Origin of the sequence: Cupriavidus sp. SIMBA_020 (genome assembly GCF_046535395.1) — a bacterium.
In the GTDB taxonomy this organism is placed as follows: domain Bacteria; phylum Pseudomonadota; class Gammaproteobacteria; order Burkholderiales; family Burkholderiaceae; genus Cupriavidus; species Cupriavidus campinensis.
On the sequence record NZ_JAWRWU010000013.1, the window covers coordinates 93,632 to 119,574 of the forward strand.

Annotated in this window: 21 protein-coding genes, 1 tRNA gene and 2 riboswitches; of the genes, 9 read left to right on the forward strand and 13 right to left on the reverse strand. The window is 68.9% G+C overall.

What is annotated here, in order from left to right; translation table 11 throughout:
* Nucleotides 1–26: 26 nt before the first annotated feature.
* The gene (gene pyk, locus SB751_RS22140; protein WP_144202111.1) at nt 27–1,511 is read left to right on the forward strand and encodes a pyruvate kinase; all 1,485 of its coding nucleotides are present in this window, start codon (nt 27–29) and stop codon (nt 1,509–1,511) included.
* A 135-nt stretch (nt 1,512–1,646) separates the two neighbouring features.
* Complete coding sequence (locus SB751_RS22145) at nt 1,647–2,531, forward strand: neutral zinc metallopeptidase (protein ID WP_144202113.1); 885 nt, start codon at nt 1,647–1,649, stop codon at nt 2,529–2,531.
* Between the two features lie 133 nt (nt 2,532–2,664).
* Here SB751_RS22145 and SB751_RS22150 read toward each other — a convergent pair whose 3' ends face one another.
* The 3 genes from SB751_RS22150 to SB751_RS22160 form a co-directional block, all read right to left on the reverse strand.
* On the reverse strand, nt 2,665–3,018 hold the full coding sequence (locus SB751_RS22150; RefSeq protein WP_144202115.1) for a hypothetical protein: 354 nt from the start codon (nt 3,016–3,018) through the stop codon (nt 2,665–2,667).
* A gap of 275 nt (nt 3,019–3,293) precedes the next feature.
* Complete coding sequence (gene rnk, locus SB751_RS22155; RefSeq protein WP_144202117.1) at nt 3,294–3,722, reverse strand: nucleoside diphosphate kinase regulator; 429 nt, start codon at nt 3,720–3,722, stop codon at nt 3,294–3,296.
* 435 nt (nt 3,723–4,157) lie between these two features.
* On the reverse strand, nt 4,158–4,592 hold the full coding sequence (locus SB751_RS22160; RefSeq protein WP_144202119.1) for a Cd(II)/Pb(II)-responsive transcriptional regulator: 435 nt from the start codon (nt 4,590–4,592) through the stop codon (nt 4,158–4,160).
* A gap of 176 nt (nt 4,593–4,768) precedes the next feature.
* On the opposite strand from SB751_RS22160, the gene SB751_RS22165 reads away from it, so the two are divergent.
* Together SB751_RS22165 and htpX are read left to right on the forward strand one after the other, a co-directional pair.
* Nucleotides 4,769–5,113, forward strand: coding sequence for a hypothetical protein (locus SB751_RS22165; RefSeq protein ID WP_144202121.1), 345 nt, complete (start codon nt 4,769–4,771; stop codon nt 5,111–5,113).
* A gap of 120 nt (nt 5,114–5,233) precedes the next feature.
* On the forward strand, nt 5,234–6,112 hold the full coding sequence (gene htpX / locus SB751_RS22170; protein ID WP_144202123.1) for a protease HtpX: 879 nt from the start codon (nt 5,234–5,236) through the stop codon (nt 6,110–6,112).
* Between the two features lie 31 nt (nt 6,113–6,143).
* On the opposite strand, the gene SB751_RS22175 is transcribed toward htpX, so the two are convergent.
* The 5 genes from SB751_RS22175 to SB751_RS22195 all read right to left on the reverse strand — a co-directional run bounded on the left by SB751_RS22175 (nt 6,144) and on the right by SB751_RS22195 (nt 13,822).
* Nucleotides 6,144–7,169: a GlxA family transcriptional regulator gene (locus SB751_RS22175; RefSeq protein ID WP_144202125.1), complete on the reverse strand. Its 1,026-nt coding sequence runs from the start codon at nt 7,167–7,169 to the stop codon at nt 6,144–6,146.
* A gap of 52 nt (nt 7,170–7,221) precedes the next feature.
* Nucleotides 7,222–8,430, reverse strand: coding sequence for an MFS transporter (locus SB751_RS22180; RefSeq protein ID WP_410748553.1), 1,209 nt, complete (start codon nt 8,428–8,430; stop codon nt 7,222–7,224).
* 106 nt (nt 8,431–8,536) lie between these two features.
* A complete protein-coding gene (locus SB751_RS22185; protein ID WP_144202130.1) occupies nt 8,537–11,752 on the reverse strand; it encodes a bifunctional cytochrome P450/NADPH--P450 reductase in 3,216 nt (1,071 codons plus the stop codon).
* Nucleotides 11,753–11,952: 200 nt separating this feature from the next.
* Nucleotides 11,953–12,366 (reverse strand): alternative ribosome rescue aminoacyl-tRNA hydrolase ArfB, encoded by a 414-nt coding sequence (gene arfB / locus SB751_RS22190; RefSeq protein ID WP_377732348.1) that lies wholly within the window; start codon nt 12,364–12,366, stop codon nt 11,953–11,955.
* Nucleotides 12,367–12,430: 64 nt separating this feature from the next.
* Complete coding sequence (locus SB751_RS22195; RefSeq protein WP_144202132.1) at nt 12,431–13,822, reverse strand: FAD-binding oxidoreductase; 1,392 nt, start codon at nt 13,820–13,822, stop codon at nt 12,431–12,433.
* A gap of 238 nt (nt 13,823–14,060) precedes the next feature.
* On the opposite strand from SB751_RS22195, the gene SB751_RS22200 reads away from it, so the two are divergent.
* Nucleotides 14,061–14,972, forward strand: a complete 912-nt coding sequence (locus SB751_RS22200; RefSeq protein WP_313818659.1) for an SDR family oxidoreductase — start codon at nt 14,061–14,063, stop codon at nt 14,970–14,972.
* Nucleotides 14,973–15,083: 111 nt separating this feature from the next.
* Here SB751_RS22200 and SB751_RS22205 read toward each other — a convergent pair.
* Nucleotides 15,084–15,159: transfer RNA gene (locus SB751_RS22205), tRNA-Arg, on the reverse strand.
* 323 nt (nt 15,160–15,482) lie between these two features.
* Between SB751_RS22205 and SB751_RS22210 the strand changes: the two genes are divergently transcribed.
* A complete protein-coding gene (locus SB751_RS22210) occupies nt 15,483–16,388 on the forward strand; it encodes a c-type cytochrome (protein WP_144202136.1) in 906 nt (301 codons plus the stop codon).
* 118 nt (nt 16,389–16,506) lie between these two features.
* Here SB751_RS22210 and hemN read toward each other — a convergent pair whose 3' ends face one another.
* A complete protein-coding gene (gene hemN / locus SB751_RS22215) occupies nt 16,507–17,946 on the reverse strand; it encodes an oxygen-independent coproporphyrinogen III oxidase (RefSeq protein ID WP_410748554.1) in 1,440 nt (479 codons plus the stop codon).
* 199 nt (nt 17,947–18,145) lie between these two features.
* On the opposite strand from hemN, the gene SB751_RS22220 reads away from it, so the two are divergent.
* Nucleotides 18,146–19,312 carry an ABC transporter substrate-binding protein gene (locus tag SB751_RS22220; protein WP_144202140.1) on the forward strand — a complete coding sequence of 389 codons (1,167 nt, stop codon included), beginning with the start codon at nt 18,146–18,148 and terminating at the stop codon, nt 19,310–19,312.
* A gap of 18 nt (nt 19,313–19,330) precedes the next feature.
* Here SB751_RS22220 and SB751_RS22225 read toward each other — a convergent pair whose 3' ends face one another.
* The 3 genes from SB751_RS22225 to SB751_RS22235 all read right to left on the reverse strand — a co-directional run bounded on the left by SB751_RS22225 (nt 19,331) and on the right by SB751_RS22235 (nt 23,813).
* Nucleotides 19,331–20,584 (reverse strand): ATP-binding protein, encoded by a 1,254-nt coding sequence (locus SB751_RS22225; protein WP_377732306.1) that lies wholly within the window; start codon nt 20,582–20,584, stop codon nt 19,331–19,333.
* Between the two features lie 3 nt (nt 20,585–20,587).
* Complete coding sequence (locus SB751_RS22230) at nt 20,588–21,319, reverse strand: response regulator (protein WP_144203407.1); 732 nt, start codon at nt 21,317–21,319, stop codon at nt 20,588–20,590.
* A gap of 385 nt (nt 21,320–21,704) precedes the next feature.
* Complete coding sequence (locus SB751_RS22235) at nt 21,705–23,813, reverse strand: UvrD-helicase domain-containing protein (protein WP_144203405.1); 2,109 nt, start codon at nt 23,811–23,813, stop codon at nt 21,705–21,707.
* A gap of 253 nt (nt 23,814–24,066) precedes the next feature.
* On the opposite strand from SB751_RS22235, the gene SB751_RS22240 reads away from it, so the two are divergent.
* Both SB751_RS22240 and gcvT read left to right on the forward strand, forming a co-directional pair.
* On the forward strand, nt 24,067–24,291 hold the full coding sequence (locus SB751_RS22240) for a glycine zipper 2TM domain-containing protein (protein WP_144203403.1): 225 nt from the start codon (nt 24,067–24,069) through the stop codon (nt 24,289–24,291).
* Nucleotides 24,292–24,447: 156 nt separating this feature from the next.
* A riboswitch (glycine riboswitch) is annotated at nt 24,448–24,535 on the forward strand.
* 21 nt (nt 24,536–24,556) lie between these two features.
* Nucleotides 24,557–24,679: riboswitch (glycine riboswitch) on the forward strand.
* Between the two features lie 92 nt (nt 24,680–24,771).
* A complete protein-coding gene (gene gcvT, locus SB751_RS22245; protein WP_144203401.1) occupies nt 24,772–25,899 on the forward strand; it encodes a glycine cleavage system aminomethyltransferase GcvT in 1,128 nt (375 codons plus the stop codon).
* Nucleotides 25,900–25,943 lie beyond the last annotated feature (44 nt).

The following is a 25,943-nucleotide window of genomic DNA, read 5'->3' on the forward strand; positions in this document are numbered from 1 at the left end:
CCCCACGGAAACAGGAAGGAGACATCATGAGACGCCAGCGCAAAGCCAAGATCGTTGCCACGCTCGGACCCGCCAGTTCGGACATCGCGGTCATCCGCCAATTGTTCGATGCCGGCGCGGACGTGTTCCGGCTGAACTTCAGCCACGGCACGCACGAGGACCATCGCACGCGCTACGACGCCGTGCGCCAGGTGGAAGCCGAGACCGGCCGCCCCATCGCCATCCTGGCCGACCTGCAGGGCCCGAAGCTGCGCATCGGCACCTTCGCGGTGGGCAAGGTGGCGGTCAAGGCCGGCGATAGCTTCGTGCTCGACAGCGACCCCACGCCCGGCGATGCCACGCGCGTCTACCTGCCGCACCCGGAGCTGTTCCGCGCGGCCAGCGCCGGGCAGTCGCTGCTGATCGATGACGGCAAGGTGCGGCTCAACATCGTGTCCGTGGCGAGCGGCAGCATCACCACGCGTGTGGCCAACAACGGCACGCTGTCCGACCGCAAGGGCGTGAACGTGCCGGACGCGGTGATCCCGATCCCCGCGCTGACCGAGAAGGACCGCCGCGACCTGGCCTTCGCGCTGGAGCTGGGGGCGGACTGGATCGCGCTGTCCTTCGTGCAGCGGCCCTCGGACATCGCCGAGGCGCGCGAGATTATCGGCACGCGCGCAGGCGTGCTGTCCAAGATCGAGAAGCCGGCGGCACTGCAACAGCTGGAAGAGATCGTGCGCGTGTCCGACGCGGTGATGGTGGCGCGCGGCGACCTCGGCGTGGAACTGCCGCCCGAGCGCGTGCCGGGCGTGCAGAAGCGCATCCTGCGCATCTGCCGCCAGCTCGGCAAACCCATCGTCATCGCCACGCAGATGCTGGAATCGATGATCGACTCGCCGGTGCCCACGCGCGCCGAGGCCTCGGACGTGGCCAGCGCGATCTACGACGGCGCCGACGCGGTGATGCTGTCCGCCGAATCGGCCAACGGCCGGCATCCGGTACCGGCGGTATCGATGATGGACCGGATCATCACCGAGGTGGAGCAGGACCCGCTGTACCGCAATATGATCGATGCGCAGCACGAGGCGCCGCTTTCCACGCGCCAGGATGCGATCTGCGCGGCGCTGCGCGAGGTCACGCAGATCATTGGCGCGCGGGCCACGGTGACGTACACGTCGTCTGGCGCCACAGCACTGCGCGCCGCGCGCGAGCGGCCGTGCGCGCCCATCGTCAGCATCACGCCGAATCTTGAGATTGCACGGCGGCTGGCCATGGCCTGGGGGATTCATTCGACGGTCAGCCCGGACGTGCAGAGCGTGGACGAGATGGTGGAAGCCGCCACCCGCGCGGCCCTGGTGGAAGGCTACGCGGCGCCGGGCGACCAGATCACCATCGCGGCGGGCATGCCGTTCGGCCAGGGCGGCACCACCAACCTGCTGCGCGTGGCCGAAGTCGGCACCGAGGTGGCGGGCAGCCTGGACGCGGACCTCGGCATCGGCGGCGCGCTGCGCCAGCCGGCGGCGGTCTGAGGGCCCGCTGAGGGCCACTAAGGGATGTGCCTGACGGTGGATGGCTGACATCTACCGTCGGGCGCCATTGCTATACTGCTCCGACATATGGCGGCCCCACGCGGCCGCCGCCATTCAAGATATGACGGAGCCCTCATGCGTCTCGACGACGAAGCCGAAAGCCAGAATGTGGAAGACCGCCGTGGCGGCGGATTTGGCGGCGGAGGCTTCCCCATCGGCGGCAAGTCCATCGGTATCGGCACCATCGTCATCGCGCTGGCGGCCTCGTATTTCTTTGGGATCGATCCGTCGCTGATTTTCCAGGGCGCCTCGGTCATCCAGGGCCAGCCGCAGCAGGCGCCGCAGTCCCAGGCGCACCGCCCGCCGGCCACCGACCAGCTCACCGTGTTCACGCGCAAGGTGCTCGGCAATACCGAGCGCACATGGGAGCACATCTTCGAGACCGACCTGAACCGCCGCTACGCGCCGCCCACGCTGGTGCTGTTCTCGGGCGCCACGCCCACGGCGTGCGGCACCGGGCAGTCGGCGATGGGGCCGTTCTACTGCCCGGGCGACCAGAAGGTCTATATCGACCTGGCCTTTTATGACGAACTGCGCAAGCGCTTCGGCGCGAGCGGGGACTTCGCCCAGGCATACGTGATTGCCCACGAGATTGGCCACCATGTGCAGAACCTGCTCGGGGTGTCCGCCAAGGTAGACGCCGCGCGCCGCCGCATGGGCGAGGCGCAGGCAAACCAGTTGTCCGTCCGCATGGAATTGCAGGCCGACTGCCTGGCCGGCGTCTGGGCCGCGACGGCGCAAAAGGCCAATCAGGCACTGCTGGAGGCGGGCGATGTGGAAGAAGGGCTGAAAGCCGCCGCCGCGATTGGCGACGACCGCCTGCAACGGCAGGCGCAGGGCTACGTGGTGCCGGAGGCGTTCACCCATGGCACGAGCGAACAACGCGTGCGCTGGCTCAGGCAGGGGCTGACCACGGGGGATATCCGCAAATGCGACACGTTTGCGGCGAAGAAGTTATAAGGCCGCGCTGAGTTGTGCAGGGAAAAATCACCTGCCGGGCGGAGAGAGAGAAGGAGGAGGTCGGCCGGCAGGTGGGAGAGAAAACTGTCGCGGCCACCTAAGTGGCCGCGTTGTCCGTCAGGACTGGCTACGCTCAGACGCGATAGTTGTAGCCATACAAATCGCCATTGCGCGAGTTGTCGAGCGGGCTGGCGGAGATTTCGCCGCTGAACGCACGGCTGCCTTCGCTGAAGCTGTCGAACTTGCCTTGCCGGGTGCCTTCGCCGTACGGGTTGAACGGGCCCTGGCGGGCGCCATCCGTGAACGTGTCGTACGGGCCGGTCTTCGCGCCGTCCGTGTAGACATCGAACCTGCCGGTGCGCAAGGCATCGGCATAGACGTCGAACTTGCCAGCCTTGCTGGTGGCGGCCGGCGCGGCCATGGCCGCGGTTGACGCTGCGAATGCGGCGAACACAAGGGCGCCGCCAAGGATATGTTTGGCGTTCATCTGGGACTCCTTCAACTGATTCACTGCTTTTTTATGTAGACAGCTGAACTGCTGCCCGGATGAACAATCTGCGTTGCCATCTGAGCACGGAGTGAAGGTTAGAGGGTCGGCCGTCAACGAGAAATACCGCTGCGACGAATGGTGCGTTGCACGCCGTGAAACGCCGGACCTGCCGATGAACGGTGGCCGCGGGGCGCGACTGGCGGGGTGCCAGCCGCGTTGACCGGTCAATCCTGGGCGGATGACCGGTGGCTCAGCGCGAAGTCAGCGCGGGATCAGAGCGTGAACTGGCCGCTGGCCTCGGGCTGGAAGGCCACTTCCAGCACGGTCACGCGTTGCTGGCGGCCGTCCGGCAGGCGGTAGTCCACGGTCTGGCCGGCGCGGGCGCCGAGCAGCGCCTGCCCCACCGGGGACAGCACCGAGAGGCGGCCGGCGGCCAGGTCGGCATCGTCCGGATAGACCAGCGTCCAGTCGCGCGGCGCGGGCTCCCCTTCCAGCGCGCAGACCACACGGGAGTTCATCGTCACCACGTCCTTGGGAATGGCGTCCGGCGGCACGATAGCCGCGCGCGTCAGCAGCGCGTCCAGCATTTCGTCGAGTTCGGCGGTGGCGGCGCGGCTGGCGATGCCTTCCAGGCGCGTCACGTCCAGCTCGGTCAGGTACAGGGTGGGGGCGTTGCTGGAAACGCCGGTGGACTTGGCCATGGCAAAGGTCTCTCTCGCAAGGCGGCGGCCGGACGCAGATTCAGGCGCGCGGCGGCCAGGGTGTCAGGAATTCAATGGCCGGCGCGATGTGGCGACGCCGGCAGGATGGATGCTGCGGTGACTCGGGCCCGGTTCGGCGCCGGGCCCGCTTGTTGGGGGTCGGTCAGGCCGGGAACCGGGCGGGATCAAGCGGGGCGTTGATCCGGCGGTCGATGCTGCGCATGGCGATGGGCGCCACCAGCGCGCACGCACCCGCCGGCCGCTGGAAGCGGACTATGGCGAATGCTGCGAGAGGCCGGTGACGAGACATCGTGAGAATGATCTGAGATGCAGGGGTTACGAACGGCCATGCTAGCACAGCCGTCCGCGGGCGCGCGCCGAGGGTGTACCCTATGCGTTGCATTGATATGCATTCATACAATTGAGCGTATCACATCAATGCCGTGGATGACATTCGCAGGCTGCTCCTTCGGCCGCCTGCTGGAGGTTCTGGAGAATCCCGCACTCGCTGGCCGGATGCGGGTTCGGGTTCTCGCAGGTATGCCGCAGCGCACGCAACTGCCCTTCCAGCGCTTCCAGCGCCACGCGCTGGGCGTGGATCTGGTCGATCTGGCGGTCGAGCAATGTGTCGATATCGCCACACGCCATCGCCGGGTTGCGCTGGAAATCACGCAGCCGCCGCACATCGGACAGGCTCATGCCCAGCGAACGGCAATGGCGCACGAAGTTGAGCTGTACGAGGTGCGGGTCGCCATAGCGGCGATAGCCGTTGTCCTCGCGCTGCGGGGCGTCGAGCAGCCCCTCGCGTTCGTAATAGCGGATGGTCTCGACGTCGCAGCCGCTGTGGCGGGACAGTTCGCCGATACGCATGGTCTGGTCCTCCGGGTTCGGAAATCCCTGTAGCGAATACAGGGTTGCCGAGGCAGTGTAGGCGATTTGGCGTCAGGTTGCTGCCGGGCCACCGACCCCAGCCCCCTGCGGTAGAATCGACGCCAATGTCGTCCCCTCCGTCACACCGCCCTGTGCAACCGCTTCGGCTCCTGCTGATGATCGTGCTGCTTGCCTTCCTGCCGTTGCAGGCCTGGGCAGGCGTCAGCACGCCAGTGGCCCAGGCGGAGACGTCGATGCATGCGGTGGTGATGGCCGCCGACCCCGTGCTGGCGGACCAGGCCGACTTCGCCGCTCCGGACGCCCCAGCCGAGCCGGGCCTGCCGATGCCGGCCGACAACGCCGAGCCCTCGCCGCCTGGCGCCGACTTCGCCGAACAGCTGCTGCCCGCGCCGATGCCGCGCGTGGCCGCCCCACCTGTGCGCGGCGCCTTGCCGCGCTACGCCAGCATCACGCTGCCGGACCCCCACCTTCCCCGCCTGCCGCGCCCGCCGCGCGGCTGATCCCCATTGCGCGCGCTGCCGCCACTGGCCGGCTGGGCGCGCCCCGTTTGTCGTGCGGCGCCCAGTCAGCGCCGCGCGCGCCTGCGGCTCGTCCGCGTATTTATCCTTGCCCCACACACCATGAAACGCATTTTCCTGTTCCTGGCGACCAACATCGCCGTCATGCTCGTCCTCAGCGTCGCGGCCAGCCTGCTGGGCGTGAACCGCTATCTGACCGCCAACGGCCTCAACCTCGGCATGCTGCTGGCGTTCGCCGCGCTGATGGGCTTCGGCGGCTCGTTCATCTCGCTGCTGATGTCCAAGACCATCGCCAAGTGGTCGGTCGGTGCCCAGGTCATCACCCATCCGAGCACCAGCACCGAGTTGTGGCTGATGCAGACCGTCGAGAAACTCGCCACCCGCGCCGGCCTGCCGATGCCCGAAGTGGCCATCTATGACGGCGAGCCGAATGCCTTCGCCACGGGCGCGTCGAAGAAAAGCTCGCTGGTGGCGGTGTCCACCGGCCTGCTCCAGTCGATGTCCCACGACGAAGTGGAAGCCGTGCTCGCGCACGAAGTGGCCCACATCGCCAATGGCGACATGGTCACCCTGACCCTGATCCAGGGCGTGGTGAACACCTTCGTGATCTTCATGGCGCGCGTGGTCGGCTACTTCGTGGATTCGTGGCTGCGCCGCAACGACGAGGAGTCGAGCGGCCCCGGCATCGGCTACATGATCACCGTGGTGGTCTGCGAGCTGCTCTTCGGCATCCTGGCCAGCGTGATCGTGGCGTGGTTCTCGCGCCAGCGCGAATTCCGTGCGGACGCAGGCGCGGCCAGCCTGATGGGCACCCCCACGCCGATGGTCTCGGCGCTGCGCCGCCTGGGCGGGCTGGATGCCGATGGCCTGCCGCAGAACATGCAGGCGATGGGCATCTCGGGCGGCCGCAAGTGGCTGGCGATGTTCTCGAGCCATCCGCCGATCGAGCAGCGCATTGCCGCGCTGCAATCGAGCCGTTAATTGGACTGAGGGAATAGGGGCCGGCGCGTGGCTACGCCGCCGCGCCCCGCTCCGCCCGGAAGGCTGCCCGGTAGCGTTCCGGCGTAGTCTGCACATGCCGCAGGAAGGCCTGCCGCATGACGTCCGCGTTGGCGAAGCCGGTGGCGTGGGCGATGCTCTCCAGCCGGCGGTCGCCGGCCTCCAGCATCCGCCGCACCGCTTCCACCCGCAGCCGCTCCACGTAGCGCGCCGGGGTCTCCCCCACCTGCCTGGCGAACACGCGCGCGAAGTTGCGCGGGCTCATCGCCACCCGTTCGGCCAGCACGGCCACCGAGAGGTCGCGGTCGAGGTGATCCGCCATCCATCCCTGCAAGGCCCGCAGCTCCACGCTCTCCGCCGCCTGCGCGCGCAGCGAGGTGGAGAACTGCGCCTGGTTGCCCGGTCGACGCAGGAACAGGACGAGTTCCCGCGCCACTTCCAGCGACACCGCGTATCCCAGGTCTTCCTCCACCAGCGCCAGCGACAGGTCCATGCCCGCCGTCACGCCGGCCGAGGTGTAGTAGCGGCCCGCGCGAATCCAGATCGGGTCCGCATCGACAGTCAGCCGGGGATAGCGCGTGGCCAGGCGGTCCGCGTGGCGCCAGTGCGTGGTCACGCGCGCTTCGTCCAGCAGCCCCGTGCGGGCGAGCACGAACGCGCCGGTGCAGACCGCGCCGAGCCGCCGCACCCGGGGCGCCTGCTCGCGGATCCAGCCGATCAGCCGCGCGTCGTCAGAGGCCGCCGCATGGCCGGAGCCGCCCGAGATCAGCAGGGTGTCGATGGGCTGGCCGATGGTGTCGGCGATCCGGTGGTACGGCGCGTCGGCCAGCATCCGCACGCCGCTTTCGGTGCGCACGATGGCGTCGTCGCTGACGCTGACCACGCGCACGTCATAGAACGGCTCGGTGCGCCCGCACAGCTTGTTAGCTGCGCCGAACACGGCGGTCGGCCCGGTGACATCAAGCTCCTGCGCCGGGTCCGGCGCCACGATCACCACCACGCGGGGCGATGCGGCGATGAGATGGAGGTCGGTGGGCATGGGAATCGAGCGGTTTGAGCGAAGGGAGTGGCAACGATCATACGCCGGCCGATCAGGCCGCCGCCATCGCCCCCACCCGCCGCGCATGCCGCTGCCAGCGCAACGTGATGACCAGCGCAAGCGCCAGCGCCGGCAGCACGGCCAGATTCACGGCCTGCCAGCCCCAGTGATGGAGCACCTGCCCCGCCGCCAACGTAGCCAGCGCGGTCAGCACGGCGGCGGAAAACTCGGCCGCCGCCTGGGTGCGCGCGCGCTCGGCGGTGCGGTAGCTGCCCGCCAGCAGCGTCGTGCCGCCCACGAACATGAAGTTCCAGCCGATGCCGAGGCACAGCAGCGCGAGGTAGAAGGCCGGCAGCGCCGTCGAGCACAGCGCCACCACCGCCGCAAGCGCCGACAGCGCGATGCCGCTGGCCAGCATCGCCGGATTGCCGAAGCGTTGCAGCAGCCAGCCCGAGAAGAACGATGGCGCGTACATGCCGACCAGGTGCCATTCGATGATCTGCGCGCCCTGCGTGATCGTGTGCTGGCACGCCACGGCGGCAATCGGCGTGGCCGTCATCACGAACATCATCACCGCGTTGCCGATGCCGTTGTTGGCGAACGCGGCGAGGAAGAGCGGCTGGCGCACGATTTCGCCGAGCGGGCGTGCGGGCAGGCCATCGCTGGCGGCACTGCCGGCTGCCAGCGAGGCCGGTTCGCGGTAGGCGAAAGCCAGCACCAGCATGGTCAGCACGCCGAACACGGCGACCACCGCGTACGAGCCCGCGAACGGCAGCGGCTGCATCATGTCCGCGCTCCACGCGGCGATGGCCGGCCCGCAGACGGCGGCCACCACGCCGCCGGTGAGCACAGCCGAGATGGCGCGCGGCTTGTCCGGCGCGGGCGCGGCATCGGCGGCGGCGAGCCGGTAGAAGCGCGCAAACGCCTGGAACACGCCGACCAGCGCCGTGCCGACGCAGAACAACACGAAGTGATGGGTATGGATCGCCCAGACCGAGACCACGCCGCCCAGCGCGCAGGCCAGGCCCCCGAGCGAGAACGCCAGCCGGCGGCCAAAACGCTCGATCAGGAACGCGGCGGCGATGGCGGTGAGCGCCGAGGCCACGGTAATCAGCGCGAACGGCAAGGTGGCCAGCGCCTTGTCCGGCGCGAGCGTGTAGCCAACCAGCCCGGTCAGCGTCAGGTCAACGGACAGCGCGGCGGTGTAAAGCGCCTGGCACAGCGCCAGCACGCGCGCCTGCCGCATGGCGGAGGTAGCCATTGGGTTCTCCGGATAAAAGGGATGGCTACCAGCGTACGGACGGCGCGGGGCGGCTGACGGACAATGATCCGTCGATTTCTGCCAGCGAACGCGTCAATCCGTGGCGTCAGTTGAACACGTCCTGCCGGTACCGCCCCTGCGCCACCAGCGCGGCGAACCAGTCGGACGCCTGCGCGCCGTCCATCCCGCCTACCTGCGTGCCGATGTCGATCAGCGTCTGGCGTACGGCTGGCGCCATGCGTCGGCCATCGCCGCAGACGTAGACCGTCGCGCCGGCGTCGATCTGCGCCCAGACGGCTTCGCGCCGTTGCCAGAGCAAATCCTGCACGTAGCGCGGCGCCTCCGGCACCACCGAATAGGCGACATGGATTTCGGCCACGCCCTGCCCGGCCCAGGCAGCGATCTCGTCGCGGTAGAGCCAGTCGTGCGAGGGATGGCGGCAGCCGAAGTAGAGTTGCACCGGCGCCACGGCTTGCCCCGCCGCGCGCTGCGCCGCCCTTTCCTCGATAAAGCCCCGGAACGGCGCGATGCCGGTGCCCGGGCCGATCAGCAGCATCGGCACGCGCGGGTCTGCCTCGGGCGCGAACGGCGGGTTCGGCGTGCGGATGGACGCCGCCACGCGCGCACCCGGCGCCAGCCCGTGCAACCACGTCGAAGCCACGCCGCGGAACTGCCCGCGCCCGGACAGCGCCGGCGCCCAGACCGTGCCGACCAGCAGCGTCGCCACGTCCGGCGACACCAGCGGCGACGACGCAATCGAATAGAAGCGCGGCCGCATCGGCACCACGCAGCCGAGCAGGCCCTCCAGCGACAGCGTGAGCGCCGGATGCGCCACCAGCACGTCGAGCAGCCCCAGCCGCAGCGCCGCCACCTGCGCCGCGTAGCCGCGCTCGGCATCGTCCGAGGCCAGCAGCGCCAGCGCCTGCTGGGTGAACGGGCAGCGCGTGGCGCGCATCAGCCCGCGCAGCGTCTGCCGGGAAACCACGTCCTGCAATTCAACAAAGTGTGTCAGCAACTGCCGCAGCGGCAGCGGCTGGCCAATCGGCAGGCCGCGCCCAGTGCCCTGCGGGGCGGAGAGCGTGACCATGGCGTTCGCGTCGAGGTCGAGCCGTTCGCACAGCGCCTCCACCAGCGTGGCGTCGTTCTGCGGCCAGACGGCCAGGTGATCGCCGGTCTGGTAGGTCACGCCGGGCGGCAGTTGCAGGCGGATGTCGCGCGTGGAGGTGCGCGGCGCCTCCAGCGAAAAGTCCCACAAGCCGCTGGGATCGTTCACGAGTTCGGTATTCGACAGCACCGTGCAGCCCTGGGTGCCGGCCGGCAGCGTCTCGGCGCGGATCGCCGCCAGACTGCGGACTTCCGCGACGATGCCGCCGTTGCCCGCCCCGCCCGGGTCCACGCCATCGGCCTGCAAGGCCTGCCAGAGCTGGCCCAGCCAGCGTTCGGCGGACTGGTCGAAGTCGCCGTTGCCATCGGCTTCGCCACGCGCCAGCAGCGGCACGGCGCCTGCCGCCGTGAAGAAGTCGAACACGCGGCGCGGAAAGGCCTGATACGTCGCCCATTGGGAATTGCCACAGCCGAGCAACGCCAGCCGGAGGCCATCGGCGCGATAGCCGGCCGCCGCGTGCGCGTCGGCATCCGCATCCAGCATCGCCTCGAAGCGGCGGCCCGAGTCCGGCGCGCGGCCGTTGTAGGTAGCGGCGACGATCACCACGATGCCCGACGCCGGCAGCGCGCCGACGATCTCGTCCAGATCCTGCAGCTTCGCCGCAAAGCCGGCGCCTACCGCCCCGGCGTGGATCTGCTCGGCCAGCTCGCGCGCGGTGCCCAGGCTCGACGCGCACAGCACGGTCAGCGCCTGCCCGTGGCCCCGTACCTCGGCCTGCGCGGCGGGCGTGGCCTCCGCCGCCACGGGCTGGGCCGCGATGCGCTCGTGCAGCCGGCGCCGCCGCGCGCGCAGCACGAGGTTGTCGGGCTTGATCGTCAGCGTTTCCTTGAGCTTGAACTGGTAGTCGTACGGGTCGTGGAAGGCGAAGTGGCGCAGCATCAGCGCCAGCGCCAGCTTGGCCTCGGTCAGCGCAAACTGCCGGCCGATGCACGCGCGCTCGCCCTGCCCGAACGGCATGTAGGCGTGCGCCGGCAGCCGCGCCTCGTGCTCGGGCAGGAAACGGTCGATATCGAAGCGCTCCGGGTGGGCCCACACCTGTGGGTCGCGGTGCAGCGCGGTCAGCACCACCGAGATGCGCCGGTCCTTGCGCAGGTGGTAGCGCCCGCCGATCACCACATCGTCGAACGGCGCCACGGCAAACGCCGGCGCGGTCGGCCAGAGCCGCAGCGTCTCCTTGAGCACGCGGTCCAGCACCGGCATCCGGGCGAGATCGGCGTAGACCGGCGCGGCGTCGCCCGGCAGCACCGCGTCCACCTCCGCGTACGCCTGCGCCAGCACGCCGGGGTTGCGCAGCAGCTCGTAGAGCGCGAAGGTCAGCAGGCCGCTGGTGGTCTCGTGCCCGGCAATCAGGAAGGTGATGACCTGGTTGCGGATGTTCGCGTCGTCCAGCCGGCGGTCGGTCTCGGGGTCGCGCGCCTCCAGCATCAGGTTCAGCAGGTCCATGCCGGCGGTGGGCGCGGCACGGCGCTGGCGGATCACATCGTCCACCAGGTTGCGCATGTAGGCGATGTCCGCGGCGCACTGGCGGTGCGCGCGGCCCATGAAGCGGTCCTGGATCGGCAGCCGCGTGAGCTTGTTCATCGCCTCTTCCAGCGCGCCGACCATCGCCACGATGAACGGGTCTAGCTGTTCGCTGGAAAACGAGTCGAAGTCGTAGCCGAAACCGGACAGCGCGATGGTGTCCAGCGTGAGCCGGGTCATGTCGTCGGCCACGGCGATATCGGCGTCCGGGCCCTGGCGGTCCCACTTGTCCACGAGGCGGTTGGCCACGCGCAGCATCACGTCGAAGTAGCCCTTCATCGCCCGCTGGCTGAACGCCGGCATCAGGATGCGGTGGGCGCAGCCCCAGTTCGGCTCGTCGCTGTGCGCGGTGAACAGGCCGTCGCCGGCCATGTCGCGCAGGTAGGAGAGCGGCGGGCCGATGATCTTGCGGAAGCGCGTGGCGTCGCACAGCTCGCTGGCCAGCGCCACGGACGACACGAACGGCACGCGCCGCCCGGCGAAGTCCAGCTCGAAGATGCCGTCATGGTGCCGGCTGCGCGCCAGCAGATGCTGCCCGACCTCGCCCGGCGTGATCTGGAACAGATTGCCGACGATGGGCCAGCCCGGGTCGCGCGGAATAGGCTGGAGGGCAACGGCGGGCTGGACGATGGACATGGGGGCGGGGCTGGATGGAGCGGCTGTGGGAGCGGGTCGTGACTGCCGTAGACAATCGCCGAGTTTCGGGGGCGAAGTCAACGCGCGGACACCGAGCATGCCCTCCAATTCCCGCGCCGGCGAGTCGCCCGCCGTGCGTTTGAAATAAACGTTCGAATAATGTGACGGATCGTTGACTGGTCGCCGGGGCGTCGGGTCGCCTAGTCAACCACGCGCCCGCGCAGCGCCTTGATCTGGCCGCGCTGGGTCTTGGCCTCGATGCGCCGCTTGCGCGACGCCAGCGTGGGCCGCGTGGCGCGCCGGGTGCGCGGCGGCGTGGCCACGCTCTCCACCAGCTCGTGCAGGCGCCGGACCGCTTCCTCGCGGTTCATCTCCAGGCTGCGGTGCTGCTGCGCCTTGATGACGATTACGCCGTCGCGGGTGATGCGGTGGTCGTGCAGGGCCAGCAGCCGCTCCTTGTGGTCGGCCGCCAGCGACGCCGTGCGTACGTCGTAGCGCAGGTGCACCGCGTTGGACACCTTGTTGATGTTCTGCCCGCCCGCGCCCTGGGCGCGGATCGCGGTGATCTCGTATTCGTGATGAGGGATGAGGAAGTCGCCGGCCATGGCCGCCATCATAGCAACGCATGGTCCGGCGATGTGTGGCGGAACGTGTCCGCCACGGGCGTCCAACCCCGGCTTACGGTGCCGGGGCGATGTTCTGGTTTGTGCAGAACAGGTTCTGCGGATCGTATTGGCGCTTGATGCGCGCCAGGCGGTCGTAGTTCGGCCCGTAGGCGGCGCCCACGCGCGCGGTTTCCTCCTCGGTCAGGAAGTTCACGTAGACACCGCCCGTGGCGTACGGCTCGGTGGCGCGGAAGAAGTCGCGCGCCCAGGCGATGCAGGCGGCGTCCTCGTCATTGCGCTCCCAGCGCGCGTGTACGTTCATCACGTAGCGGGCGTTGCGGTGCGCGTAGGCGGTGGCATCGGGCGGCACGCGGTTGGCCACTCCGCCCACATGGCCGATGAAGATGTCCGCCAGCGGCGACGGCAGGCGCAGCGCGAAGTCGGTCATCGCATCGATGGCAGCATCGTCCAGACCCGAGAAATTGTGCGATTTCCAGTAGTTGCGCGCGCCCGGGCCGAGCAGCGGGTCGAACGCCTGCTGCCACGCCGCGTACGGCGCCGGCCCCACATGCTCGCCCACGGTCTGGCCGAACTGGCGCAGCGGGGCGATGGCCGCATCGGCCTTGTCGGGGTCGCCGTTGTAGAACACGGCCAGGATCACCACGTCGCTGCCATGCGCGGAGGCCGGCAGGAACGGCAGCGGCGGCGCCTTGCGCAGCACGACCCAGACGTTCAGGTCCTCCGGCATCGCATTTTCCGCGAAGGTGCGGTACTGGCGCAGCACCGACTTGCCTTCGGCGGCGGGGAAGACAAGCAGCCCGGTGGTGACCATCGGCCCGACATCGTGCAGCTTGAACTGGAACAGCGTGACCACGCCGAAGTTGCCGCCGCCACCGCGCAAGGCCCAGAACAGGTCGGGCTCCTCGGTGGCGCTGGCCCAGCGGCGCTGGCCATCGGCGGTCACCACCTCGCAGCCGAGCAGGTTATCCACAGTCATGCCGTACTGGCGCGTCAGCCAGCCAAACCCGCCGCCGAGCGTCAACCCGGCCACGCCGGTGGTGGAGTTGATGCCGAGCGGCGTGGCCAGCCCGAGCGCCTGCGCCTCGTGATCGAAATCGGCCAGCAAGGCGCCGCCGCTGACCCAGGCCACTTTTTCCTTGGGATCGATCTGGACACTGCGGTGCGCGGAGAGGTCGATGACCAGCCCGTCCGCGCAGATCGCACTGCCTGCGATATTGTGTCCGCCGCCGCGCACGGCCAGCACCAGCCCGCGGTCTCGCGCGAAGTTGACGGCCTGGATCACGTCGGCGGTGCCCGTACATTGCACGATGACGGCGGGCCGCTTGTCCACAGTGGCGTTCCAGACGGTGCGGGCCGTGTCATAGCCCGGGTCGGCGGGCAGCAGGACCTTGCCGCGCACGGCCTGGCGCAGCATGTCGAGATGGGCAGGGGTCAGGGTTGGCATGGCGGTTTCCTCCACGGTGTGCGCGATGCAGGCGATGAAACCTCTTCACCTTGCAAGGCGCGCGCCACAATCGCCGAGGGGGCATCCACGCTGGCCTGCCGGCCGTTGCCGGGCCGTGCGGCGTGCGCCGGAGGCCGGAAATCGACCGATCGGTTACAGCGGTGAGGCGGCGCGGGAGACGCCTCGCGCGCGGCGGCGCACCTTGCGTCACGCGCCCCCGTTGCCTAGCATCGTTCCCATGACTTCTCCGCTCAGAGACCGCGTCGCGCTGGTGGCCGGTGCCACGCGTGGCGCCGGGCGCGGCATCGCCGTGCAACTGGGCGCAGCCGGTGCCACGGTCTACGTGACCGGGCGCTCCACGCGCGCCCAGCGCTCCGAAATGGATCGACCGGAGACCATCGAGGAAACTGCCGAATTGGTGTCGGCGGCGGGCGGCCGGGGCATCGCCGTGCGGGTGGATCACACGGTGCCGTCCCAGGTCAGCGCGCTGGTGGACCGCATCCGCGCCGACCACGGCGCGCTGCACATCCTCGTCAACGACATCTGGGGCGCCACGGTCATGGAGTGGAATAAGACCGTGTGGGAATCGTCGCTCGACATTGGCCTGCGCACGCTCGAACTGGGCGTGCATACCCATGCGATTACCAGCCATTTTGCGATCCCGCTGCTGATCGAATCACCGGGCGGGCTGGTGGTGGAAGTGACCGATGGCACCGCGACCTACAACGCCACCAGCTACCGCGTTTCGTTCTTCTACGATCTGGCGAAAGCCAGCGTGCTGCGCATGGCCTTCGCCCTCGCGCACGAACTGGCGCCGTACGGCGCCACCGCCGTCGCGCTGACGCCGGGCTGGCTGCGCGCCGAGGCCATGCTGGACGCCTACGGCGTCACCGAGGCCAACTGGCGCGACGCCACCTCACGGCAGCCCCATTTCGCGATCTCGGAAACGCCGGCCTACGTCGGCCGCGCCGTGGCAGCCCTCGCCGCCGACCCCGAGCTGGCCCGCTGGAACGGCCAGACGCTATCCAGCGGCCAACTGGCGCAGGTGTACGGCTTCACCGACCTCGACGGCAGCCAGCCCGACGCCTGGCGCTACATGACCGAAGTGGTCGATGCGGGCAAGCCGGCGGATATCACGGGGTATCGGTGAGACGGGCGCAAGCGTCCGCTGCTCGGAAGTCGATCTGGCTTCGGACCACAAACTGTTGGAAATTCGCGTGCGCGGGATTGACTAGCGTGGACTGACTACAAGCCAGTCTATTGGCGCGCCCGGCTGGGATCGAACCAGCAACCCCTGCCTTCGGAGGGCAGTACTCTATCCATTGAGCTACGGGCGCGATGTGAGCTGCGTTTGACGTCGGACGAGGGCCGGCGTCGGAAAGTCGCATAGGATACCTCGTTTGCCGGGCGGCGTCCATGCGGGTTGCGCCGGGAGGGGTTCCGGCAGGTCTCGCCGCCGCCGCTTTTGACCCCGGACGCCACGGCTTGGGTCTATAATCGCCAGCTATTTGCGTCGAAACGAGACGTACCCGGGACACGAGACATGGCCCGGACGCAGATAGCCGAAAGGCAAAAACAGACCCATCCCCGACAAGGGCCAACAAAGCAAGCCGCCCCCAACGCGCTGCACTAGGTTTCCCTGCAAAATCGAGAGTTCTGTATGAGTGACGTCCACCAAGAAAACGACCACCACGAGTCTCCCATCAAGACCCCGAAACAACTGATCGCTGTCGTGATCGCCGCCTTCCTGGTGCCGATTATCGTGATCGTCCTGTTGGTCAGTTTTGTTGGTCACGGTACCCACGAGGGCGCCGGCTCCACCCAGACGGCCGAAGCCGTCAACCATCGCATCCAACCCGTCGCCACCCTGGAAATCAAGGACCCGAACGCGCCGCGCGTCTTCAAGACCGGCGAGCAGGTCTACAAGGAAGTCTGCGCCGCCTGCCACGCCACCGGTGCGGCCGGCGCGCCCAAGCACGGCACCCCCGGCGACTGGACCGCGCGGATCGGCCAGGGCTTTGACGGCCTGCTGAAGTCCGTGATGAACGGCAAGGGGGCGATGCCCGCCCGCGCCGGCACTTCGCCGGACGACTACACCGACTACGAACTGGCCCGCGCCGTGGTGCACCTGGCCGACGCCGGCGGCGCCAAGTTCCCGGAACCGCCCGCGCCCGCACAGGCCGCACCGGCGCAGGCTGCCGCCTCGGCACCTGACGCGCAGGCTGCGGCACCGGCTGCTCCCGCCGCGCCGGCTGCCGCTGCCGCACCGGCACCCGCTGCCGCCGCACCCGTTGCTGCGGCGGCTGCCGCCCCGGCCGCTGCGTCGGCCGAAACCGGCAAGAAGGTCTACGACCAGGTTTGCGCCGCCTGCCACGCCGCCGGTGTGGCCGGTGCGCCGAAGCTCGGCGACAAGGCCGCCTGGGCGCCGCGCATCAAGGAAGGCATGGACGCCGTCCACAACTTCGCGCTCAAGGGCAAGGGCGTGATGCCGCCCAAGGGTGGCTATGCCGGCGCCGATGCCGATGTGATCGCCGCCGCCGACTACATGGTCAACGCCTCGAAGTAACGCAAAGCGCACCTGTAAGTCCACGCAAAAAAGCCCGCGACGATCCTCGCGGGCTTTTTTGTTTCGATTGGGGGCCGGTCGGTCCGGCGCCCCTATCCCTATATATATAGGCAGCAGTTCAGACCACGCGCGAATAGCGCACCAGCGGCACTTCGCGCCCCGCGTCCTGGCGCAGGTAGCGGTCGAACACCATCGCCACGCGACGCACCAGCAGCCGGCCCAGCGGAGTGATGTCGATCCGCGACGCATCGCGCCGCAACAGCCCCTCCGTCGCCAGCGCGTCCAGCCCCGCCAGTTCCGGCGCGAAGGTCCGGGCGAAGTCGATGCCATGCCCGGCCTCCACCGCCGCGATGTCGAGCGTGCCGTGGCACATCAGCGCGCCAATGATCGTCTTGCGCAGGTGGTCGTCTGCGGACATGCCAAAGCCGCGCGCCACCGGCAGCCGGCCCTCGTCCAGCGCGGCGTAGTACTCGTCCGTGGTGCGCGCGTTCTGCACGTAGTGGCCGGCCACCGCGCCAATCGCCGAGACGCCGAAGCCCAATTGATCGTGCCCCGCATGCGTGGCGTAGCCCTGGAAGTTGCGTTGCAGGCGCCCGGCCTGCTGGGCGATGGCAAGGTCGTCGTCCGGCAGCGCGAAATGATCCATGCCGATATAGACATAGCCGGCGGCGGTCAGGTGCTCGATCGTGGATACCAGGATGTCGAGCTTCTCGCCGGCGGGCGGCAGCGCCGCCTCGTCGATACGCCGCTGCGGCTTGAACACATGCGGCAGGTGCGCGTAGCTGTAGACCGAGAGCCGGTCCGGCCGCAGCGTCAGCACGCGGTCGATGGTCGCCGCGAAACGTTCGGTGGTCTGGTGCGGCAACCCGTAGATCAGGTCCATGCTGACCGAGCGGAAGCCGAGCCGCCGCGCCGCCAGCACCACATCGCGCGTTTCCTCGTAGGACTGCACGCGATGGATCGCCTGCTGCACCTTCAGGTCGAAGTCCTGCACGCCAAGGCTGATCCGGTTGAAACCGAGTTCCGCCAGCAGCGCCATGCGCGCATCGGTCACGCGGCGCGGATCGATCTCGATCGCGTGCTCGCCATCGGGCAGCAGGTGGAAGTGTTGCGTCAGCGCCGCCATCACGCGGCGCATTTCGTCGGGATCGAGGAAGGTCGGCGTGCCGCCGCCCCAGTGCGATTGCATGACCGCGCGGCGCTCCCCGAGCCGGCCGGCCACCATCGCCATTTCCCGGGCGAGGTAGTCGACGTAGCGCGCGCTGCGCGCGTGGTCCTTGGTGATGATCTTGTTGCAGCCGCAGTAGTAGCAGATGTTCTCGCAGAACGGGATGTGCAGGTAGAGGGAGAGCGGCGCGGGCGAGTCGGCGCGGCAGGCGTCGAGCGCGGCGAGGTAGCGCGCGTCGTCCATCTCCGCCTCGAAGCGGTCGGCGGTGGGGTAGGAAGTGTAGCGGGGGCCGTTGCCGTCGATACGGCCGGCCAGGCTGCGGAAGTCGGCCAGCGCGCGGCGGTCGAACGCCGTGGTGGCAGGCATGCTGGGGAGGGTGGGGGCTGACATGGCGCGCTCTTTTTGCAGGCGAAGATGGTCACGATGCTATGCCGCTGCGCCACCGCTCACCTTGACGCGCATCAAGCGCACGCCGCGCTTGCGCCCGCAGCCCCGCCGCCGTGGGGCGTTGGCGTCATCCGAGCGTCACGAACGGCCGATAGGCTCTGCCCGCCGTCCCCCCTCCACCCGATTCCAACGCCCGCCGACCATGCGCCCAGCCTCGCCCAGAACGATGTCGTCCGCCGTGCCGGCGCGCCGACGCATGCTCCGGTCGTTCGGCACGCTGGCCGCGATGCTCGCGGCTCCGGCCGCCTTCGCCCAGCCCCAATCCGCCAACCCCGCCGCCGCACAGCGCCGGTCGCTGGTGGTCGGCCACCTGCTCGACCGCGTGGGGCCGCAGGCGGATCTGGCGCGCGACTACCTGGCCGGCGCCAAGGTGCTGTTCGATGCGACCAACGCCTCGGGCCAGGGGCCACGCATCGTGCACATGGTGCGGGATGCCGATGCCAGCCCGCGCATCGCCACGTCGCAGGCCATCGGCATGGCCGAGTCGGACCACATCGACGTGCTGTTCGGCCCCGGCGACACGCTGCTGCCCGCGCTGGCCACCTCGTCCGAACTGAGCCGGCGCGGCGTGCAGATCGTCGCCCCGCTCTCCGGGCTCTCGCTGGCTGCCGACAACATCTGGTTCACGCGCGCCGACTATCAGGCGGAGCTGGACGCCGCCGTGCGGCAGTTGCGCAGCTATGGCCTGAAAAACATCGTGCTGGCCGTGTCGCCCGATTTCGCCGCCGGCACGCTCGCGGCGGGCACGCCGTGGCTCGAACGGATGGAGCGCGACCTCGCTACGCGCGCCGTAACGCTGACCGGGAGTGTCGATGACAGCGCGCGCCGCATCGCCGCAACGCGGCCCGGCGCGGTCATCGTGGCTGGCGACACGCTCGCCTACGGCAGCCTCGGCCGCGCGCTGGCCGCGCAAGGTTGGTACGGCTTTCTGGTGGGATTGTCGGCGGTGAGCCCGGCCGCCGCGCGCGAGATTCTCGGCGGCCACTACGCGGGTGGCGTGGTGGTCACGCAGGTGGCGCCCGGCCCGCAGGAATCCACGCTGCGCGTGGTCAAGGAGCACGTGGCGCGGATGAAGCAATACCTGGACGAACCGCCCTCGCCCGCCACGCTGGCCGGCTACATCGGCGCGGCCTGGCTGGTGCGGGCCGCCAGCGCGGCCAGGGCGCCGGGTGCGCTGGAGCTGCGCCGCGCGCTGCAATCGCGCATCGACGTGGGCGATTTCACGCTCGACTTCACGCGCGGGCTGCGCGGCTCGCAGTACGTGCAGCTGGCGCCGATCGGCAAGTCGGGCGTGCCGCAGCGCGCCTGACCCAGGCGCCTATATCTATCAGTCGCGCGGCAGCGTGATGCGCACGCGCAGGCCGCCCTCGACGCGGTTGTCCAGCGTCAGCTCGCCGCCATGGCGATTAACGATATCGGCGGCAATCGACAGCCCCATCCCCACGCCGCCGGTGGCCCGGCTGCGCGACGACTCCACGCGATAGAACGGCTCCAGCACGCGCGGCAACTCTGCCGGCGGAATGCCGGGGCCGTTGTCGCAGACGTCGATCTGCACGCGCTCGGGGCTGTCCGTCAGCACGATATGCGCGGCGCCGCCGTAGCGGTGCGCGTTCTCGACGAGGTTGACCACGGCGCGGCGCAACTCCGCCGGGTAGGCCAGCAGCGGCGCGGCGGTGCCGGAGAGCCGCACGTCCTGGCCGAGTTCCTCGGCATCGTCGACGATGGCCTGGAGCAGCGCCTGCACGTCCACGCGCTGGCGCGGGCCGGTGCCGTCGTCGCGGTCACGCAGGTAATAGAGCGTGGCATCGATCAGCCCGTTCATCTCGGCCAGATCCTGCCGCAGCCGGTAGCGCACGTCGTTGTCCTCGATGCGCTCGATGCGCAGGCTCATGCGCGTGAGCGGCGTGCGCAGGTCGTGGGAGACTGCCGCCAGGAAGCGCGACTGCTGCGCCAGCTGCGTGCGGATGCGTTGCTGCATCAGGTTCAACGCCTTGGTGGCGGCGCGCGCCTCGGCCGGCCCCGTGTCATCGTCGAGTGGCGGTGCGTGCACATCCTGCGCCAGCCGGTTCGCGCCGGTGGCCAGCCGCTGCACCGGCCGCGCCAGCAGCCGCGCGCCGACCCACGACGAAATCACGATGGCGATGAACTGGAAGATCATGCCCGGATGCAGGGGCCAGAGCCCGTGCCAGGGGGGGAAGTGGCGGGGCGGTCCAGCCGGCCCGCCCCGCCGGTCCGGATCACCGGGACGGAACATGCCGCGATCCCCGGACGGGCCGCCTTCGCCCGCATCGTCATCTTCCTCGAAACGCGGTCCGCGCTGCGGCGGCTCGAGGCGTCGGAACGGCTTGCCGGCGGCGGCGGCCTCCGAGGCTGCCTCGCGCATACGCTCTTCCCAACGGGCCGAGCCGGGGCGCGGGAACAGGCCCTCGATGACGGTCACGCCGAGGACGTGCACCGCCACCATGATCGCGGCCATGACAAGGAACAGCCGCAGGAACATCGAATCGAAGGGGCGACGTCGCGTGGCGGTGTCCATCCGGACGGCAGCGCTGGCGTTCGGCGGCGGGGAGGACGCGGCCATGCGTCAGGAATCCACGCTGACCGTGAAGACGTAGCCCTCGCCCCGCACCGTGCGGATCAGGGCCGAGTCGCGCGGGTCGTCGCGCAGCTTCTGGCGCAGGCGCGAGACCAGCAGGTCGATGCTGCGATCGAACACATCGAGGTCGCGGCCGCGCGCCTGGTTGATCAGCATCTCGCGGTCCAGCACGCGGTTCGGGTGCTCGATGAAGGTCAGCAACAGGCGGAATTCGGCGTTCGAGAGCGGCACGACCGTGTCCTCCTCGTCGACCAGCTGGCGCAGCGTGGTGTTGAGCCGCCACGCGCCGAACTTGACTTCGTGCCCTGCCGGGGTGGGTGCTGCACGCCGCACATCCGCCCGACTGCGCCGCAGCACGGTGTGGATGCGCGCCACCAGTTCGCGCATCTCGAACGGCTTGGTCACGTAGTCGTCCGCCCCCACCTCGAGCCCGACCACACGGTCGGCCAGCTCGGCGCGGGCAGTCAGCATGATCACGGGAATGTCGGTGCGCTCGCGGATCTCGCGGCACAGCGTCAGGCCGTTCTCGCCCGGCAGCGAGAGGTCCAGGATCACCAGGTCATAGTGGTGCTGCGCCATGGCCGTGCGCATCGACGCCCCGCCTTCGGCCCCATCGGCCGCCATGCCGAACGTGGCCAGGTATTCGGCCAGCATGGCGCGGATCTGGGGATCGTCATCGACGATCAGCAGGCGGGTAGGCAGGGCGGGAGTGAGGTCCATGGCAAAACGGGAGGGATGGGAAACGCCGGCGGGCGGTGCGGACAGCCGATGCGCGAAAACTGGCAGGCGCCCGCGCAACAGCCGGCGTCCAACTGTACCAGTTTGCAATATCGGCGCTGTGGCGGCTTTGTATCGGGCTTGATACGTACGCTGTGGATAACTTCGCCTGATAAAACGACGCCCCCGGCACTGCCGCGCCGGGAGCGTTCAACAGGGAAGAGCCAGGCACGCAAGCGTACCCAGCCGCACCGCTAACCGAAGGGCAGGCGCGGCACGGCGCCAGTCGCCGAGGCGTCTGACGCGTCGCCATATTAGAAAGCGCCGGGCGCGCGGTCTTGTCCGCCTTGTATCGGCGGTGATGCGTGGGCTGGGGCGAGGGTGCGGCTCAACCTGCCACGGGCTTGCCGGGCGCGCCCGGCGTACCCAGCAGCGCCTTGAGATTCGCCAGCCGGTCCTTGGGGCTCATGGCCGGGGTCTCGTCGACGGGGGCCGGCGCTTCTTCGAGTTTCATTTCGGCGATGAAGCGCGAGGGTTCGCAGGAGTAGGTGTCCCGGGCGCGCTTGCGCTTCTTGCACCAGCTGATCTGGAGGCTGCGCTGGGCGCGGGTGATGCCCACGTACATCAGCCGGCGCTCTTCCTCGATTTTCTCGTCGCTCATGTCTTCGTCCTCGCGCGCGTGGGGCAGGATGCCCTCTTCCACGCCCACCAGGAACACGTGCGGATATTCGAGGCCCTTCGAGGCGTGGAGCGTGGAGAGCCGCACCGCGTCCGGGTCTTCCTCGCGGCCTTCGAGCATGCTCATCAGCGCCACGGTCTGGGTCAGCTCCAGCAGGTTCTTGCCTTCGTCGCCAAAGCCGTCGGCGTTGTCGAAGCCGGTGGCCTCGCCCTCCCCGGCTTCGGCTTCCGGGCGGGTGCCCTTGCGCTTGAGCCAGTCGAGGAATTCGAGCGTATTGGTCCAGCGCGACTGGGCCTGGCGTTCGTCGAAGGTATCGTACAAGTACGATTCATAGTGGATGCCGGCCATCATGTCGTCGAGCAGCACGGTGGCCGGATCAGTCTTGGCGCGGTCCGCCAGGCGCACCATCGACTCGCAGAACACACGCAGCGGCTCCAGCTGGCGCGGCTGGAGCTTGCCCTCGATGCCGCCCATCATCGCGGCCTCGAACAGCGACACCTTGGCCTGCCCCGCGAACGTGCCGAGGGCCTCCAGCGTGGTGTTGCCCACGCCGCGCCGGGGCGTGGTGATGGCGCGGATAAAGGCGGGGTCGTCGTCCGGATTGGCAATCAGCCGCAGGTAGGCGCAGATATCCTTGATCTCGGCCTTGTCGAAGAAGCTCTGGCCGCCGGACAGCACGTACGGAATCCGCTCGCGCCGCAGGATCTGCTCGAACAGCCGCGCCTGATGGTTGCCGCGATACAGGATGGCGTAGTCGCGGAACTGCGCGCGGCGCTCGAACTTGTGGGCGGACAGGCGGAACACCACCGACTCGGCCTCGTGCTCCTCGTCGTTCATCGGGTGGATGGCGATGGGGTCGCCCATGCCGTGCTCCGACCACAGCTTCTTGTCGAACAGCTTGGGATTGTTGGCGATGACCGCGTTGGCTGCCTCGAGGATGCGCACCGTGGAGCGGTAGTTCTGCTCGAGCTTGATGACCTTGAGGTCCGGGAAATCGGTCTGCAGGCCGCGCAGGTTGTCCAGCGTGGCGCCGCGCCAGCCGTAGATGGCCTGGTCGTCATCGCCCACGGCCGTGAACGCCGGCGCGCGCAGGTGCGAGCCGCCGGCCAGCAGCTTGAGCAGCGCGTACTGGCAGGCGTTGGTGTCCTGGTATTCGTCGACGAGGAAGTAGCGCAGCCGGTTCTGCCATTTCAGGCGCACGGTCTCGTCACGCGCGAACAGCTCGGCGGGCAGGCGGATCAGGTCGTCGAAATCCACCGCCTGGTAGGCGTGCAGCGTGGCCACGTAGTTGCGGTAGACCGTGGCGGCCTGGTGCTCGTCGGCATTGGCGGCCTGGGCCAGCGCGGTCTCGGGGTCGACCATGCCGTTCTTCCACAGCGAGATCGTGCCCTGCACGCTGCGGATCAGCTTCTTGTCCGTGGTGGCGAGCTGCTCCTGCACCAGCCCGAAGCAGTCGTCCGAATCCATGATCGAGAACTGCGGCTTCAGGCCGACGTGCTCCGCCTCCATCCGCAGGATCTGTACGCCGAGCGAGTGGAAGGTACACACCGTGAGCTGCTTGAGCGGAATCCGCTTGCCCTCGCGCGTGGTCTTGCCCTCCATCAGCTTGGCGATGCGCTCCTGCATCTCCTTCGCCGCCTTGTTGGTGAAGGTGACGGCGGCGATGTGGCGCGGCTCGAAGCCCTTGTCCTCGATCAGGTGGGCAATCTTCTGCGTGATGACGCGCGTCTTGCCGGACCCGGCGCCCGCGAGGACGAGGCAGGGCCCGTCCAGATAGCGAACGGCTTCGGATTGGGCGGCGTTGAGTCCGTGGGTCATGGGTGGGCGGGTGCCGGATGGCGCACGCTTGGCGGGCGCGCGAAAGGCGTCGATGTTAACACGCAGGGTGGCCCGCGCCGGTGCCTGATGGCGGACATCAAGGACGCGAGTGCTACCAGTGTTTCATCGCGGTAACACTTCGTAAAAGTGACGTCAGAGGGGGCACCCGGGGCATGGAGATTGCCTCATAGGGTCATGCGGGACCGGCGGCGACGCCGTCCTGATGACAAATTCGGCACATTCGGAGGCGATCATGAAAACAATGCGGACCCTGGCGAAAGTTACGCTGATCGGTGTCACGCTGGCGGCCTTTGGCGGCTGCGCGGACATGAGTCCCAAGCAACGCAACACCGCCATCGGCGCGGGCGTGGGCGCGCTGGGCGGCGCGGCGTTGACCGATGGCAGCGTGCTCGGCACGGTGGGCGGTGCGGCGGTGGGCGGCGTGGTGGGTAACGTCGTCACCAAGGATGGCCGCTGATCCGGCGCGGCGCGCCCCCCCTCGGGGCGGCAGCGGGTAGTCAGCGGGTAGTCCTTACCCGCAGGCGGCAGGAATTACCGCCGCGCCCTCCCCGGCCCCTAGCAAGGTGGCGCTGGCGCCGCGTTGACAAAGGTCAACCCGTCCCGTACATTCACGCGCATCCAACCGGGAGAGCGCGCAGCCATTGCGCCGCCGAAGGGGTATCACCCGAAAACTCTCAGGCACCACGGACCGGTCGGATCGGCATGCAACATGCACACGATGCATGCCGCACTCTGGAGAGCGACACCCGCCCGTGCCAACGCATGGCGAGCGTGTCCACCGAAGGGGCGCGCGATGCGGCAAGCTGCATCGTAATCTCTCAGGTATCGAGGACAGAGGGGTCATCCGCCGCGGCGGATTGGTGGCATTGCCATCGATCCCCACGGCGGATGACCCTTTTTTTGTTTTCGCTGCCGTATTCGCTCCAGAGGATTTCCCATGACGCTCCAGGCCACGCCCCTTAACGCCATCCACCGCTCGCTCGGTGCCCGCATGGTCGATTTCGGCGGCTGGGACATGCCGGTCAACTACGGCTCCCAGATCGAAGAACACAACGCGGTGCGCGGCGATGCCGGCATGTTCGATGTCTCGCACATGTGCGTGGTGGACCTGTCCGGCCCCAACACGCGCGCCTTCCTGCGCGGCCTGCTGGCCAACAACGTCGACAAGCTCCAGACCCCGGGCAAGGCCCTGTATGCGTGCATGCTCGACGAAAAAGGCGGGGTCATCGACGACCTGATCGTCTATTTCTTCGCCGAAGACCGTTTCCGCCTGGTGGTGAACGCCAGCACGGCGCTGGGCGACATCGAATGGATCACAGCCCGCAACGCAGCCACCGGCAGCGGCGTGACGATCACCCCGCGCCGGGGCGACGTGGCGCCGGCCGGCGTGGGCAAGCTGGCGATCATCGCCGTGCAGGGCCCGAACGCGCGTGCCAAGGTCCACCAGGCCTTCCCCTCGACCCAGCCGGCGGACGCGCTCAAGCCGTTCAACGCCGTGGTGGTGCAGGACCCGATGATGGGCGAGCTGATGGTGGCGCGCACCGGCTATACCGGCGAGGACGGCTTCGAGCTGGTGGTGGAGGCCGAGAACGTGGCCGGCTTCTGGGAGAAGCTGCAGTCCGTGGGCGTGCGCCCGGCTGGACTTGGCGCGCGCGACACGCTGCGCCTGGAAGCCGGCATGAACCTGTACGGCCAGGACATGGATATCCACACCTCGCCGCTCGACGCCGGCCTGGCCTGGACCGTGGACCTGCAGAGCGAGCGCGATTTCACCGGCAAATCCGCGCTGCTGGCGGCCGGACAACACAAGACATTTGCCGGCCTGATCCTGCGCGACAAGGGCGGGGTGCTGCGTGCGCACCAGAAGGTGATCACCCCCGCCGGCGACGGCGAGATCACGAGCGGCACCTTCAGCCCGTCGCTCTCCCAATCCATTGCCTTTGCCCGGCTGCCGCAGGGCGTTGTGCCCGGCACCGAGGTCCAGGTCGAGATTCGTGACCGCAAACTGACCGCGACTGTGGTTAAACTGCCGTTTGTGCGCAATGGCAAGGCACTCGTGAGCTGAGGCATCCGCCCGGCTGACACCAACGGTCGCCATCACGCCTGCCC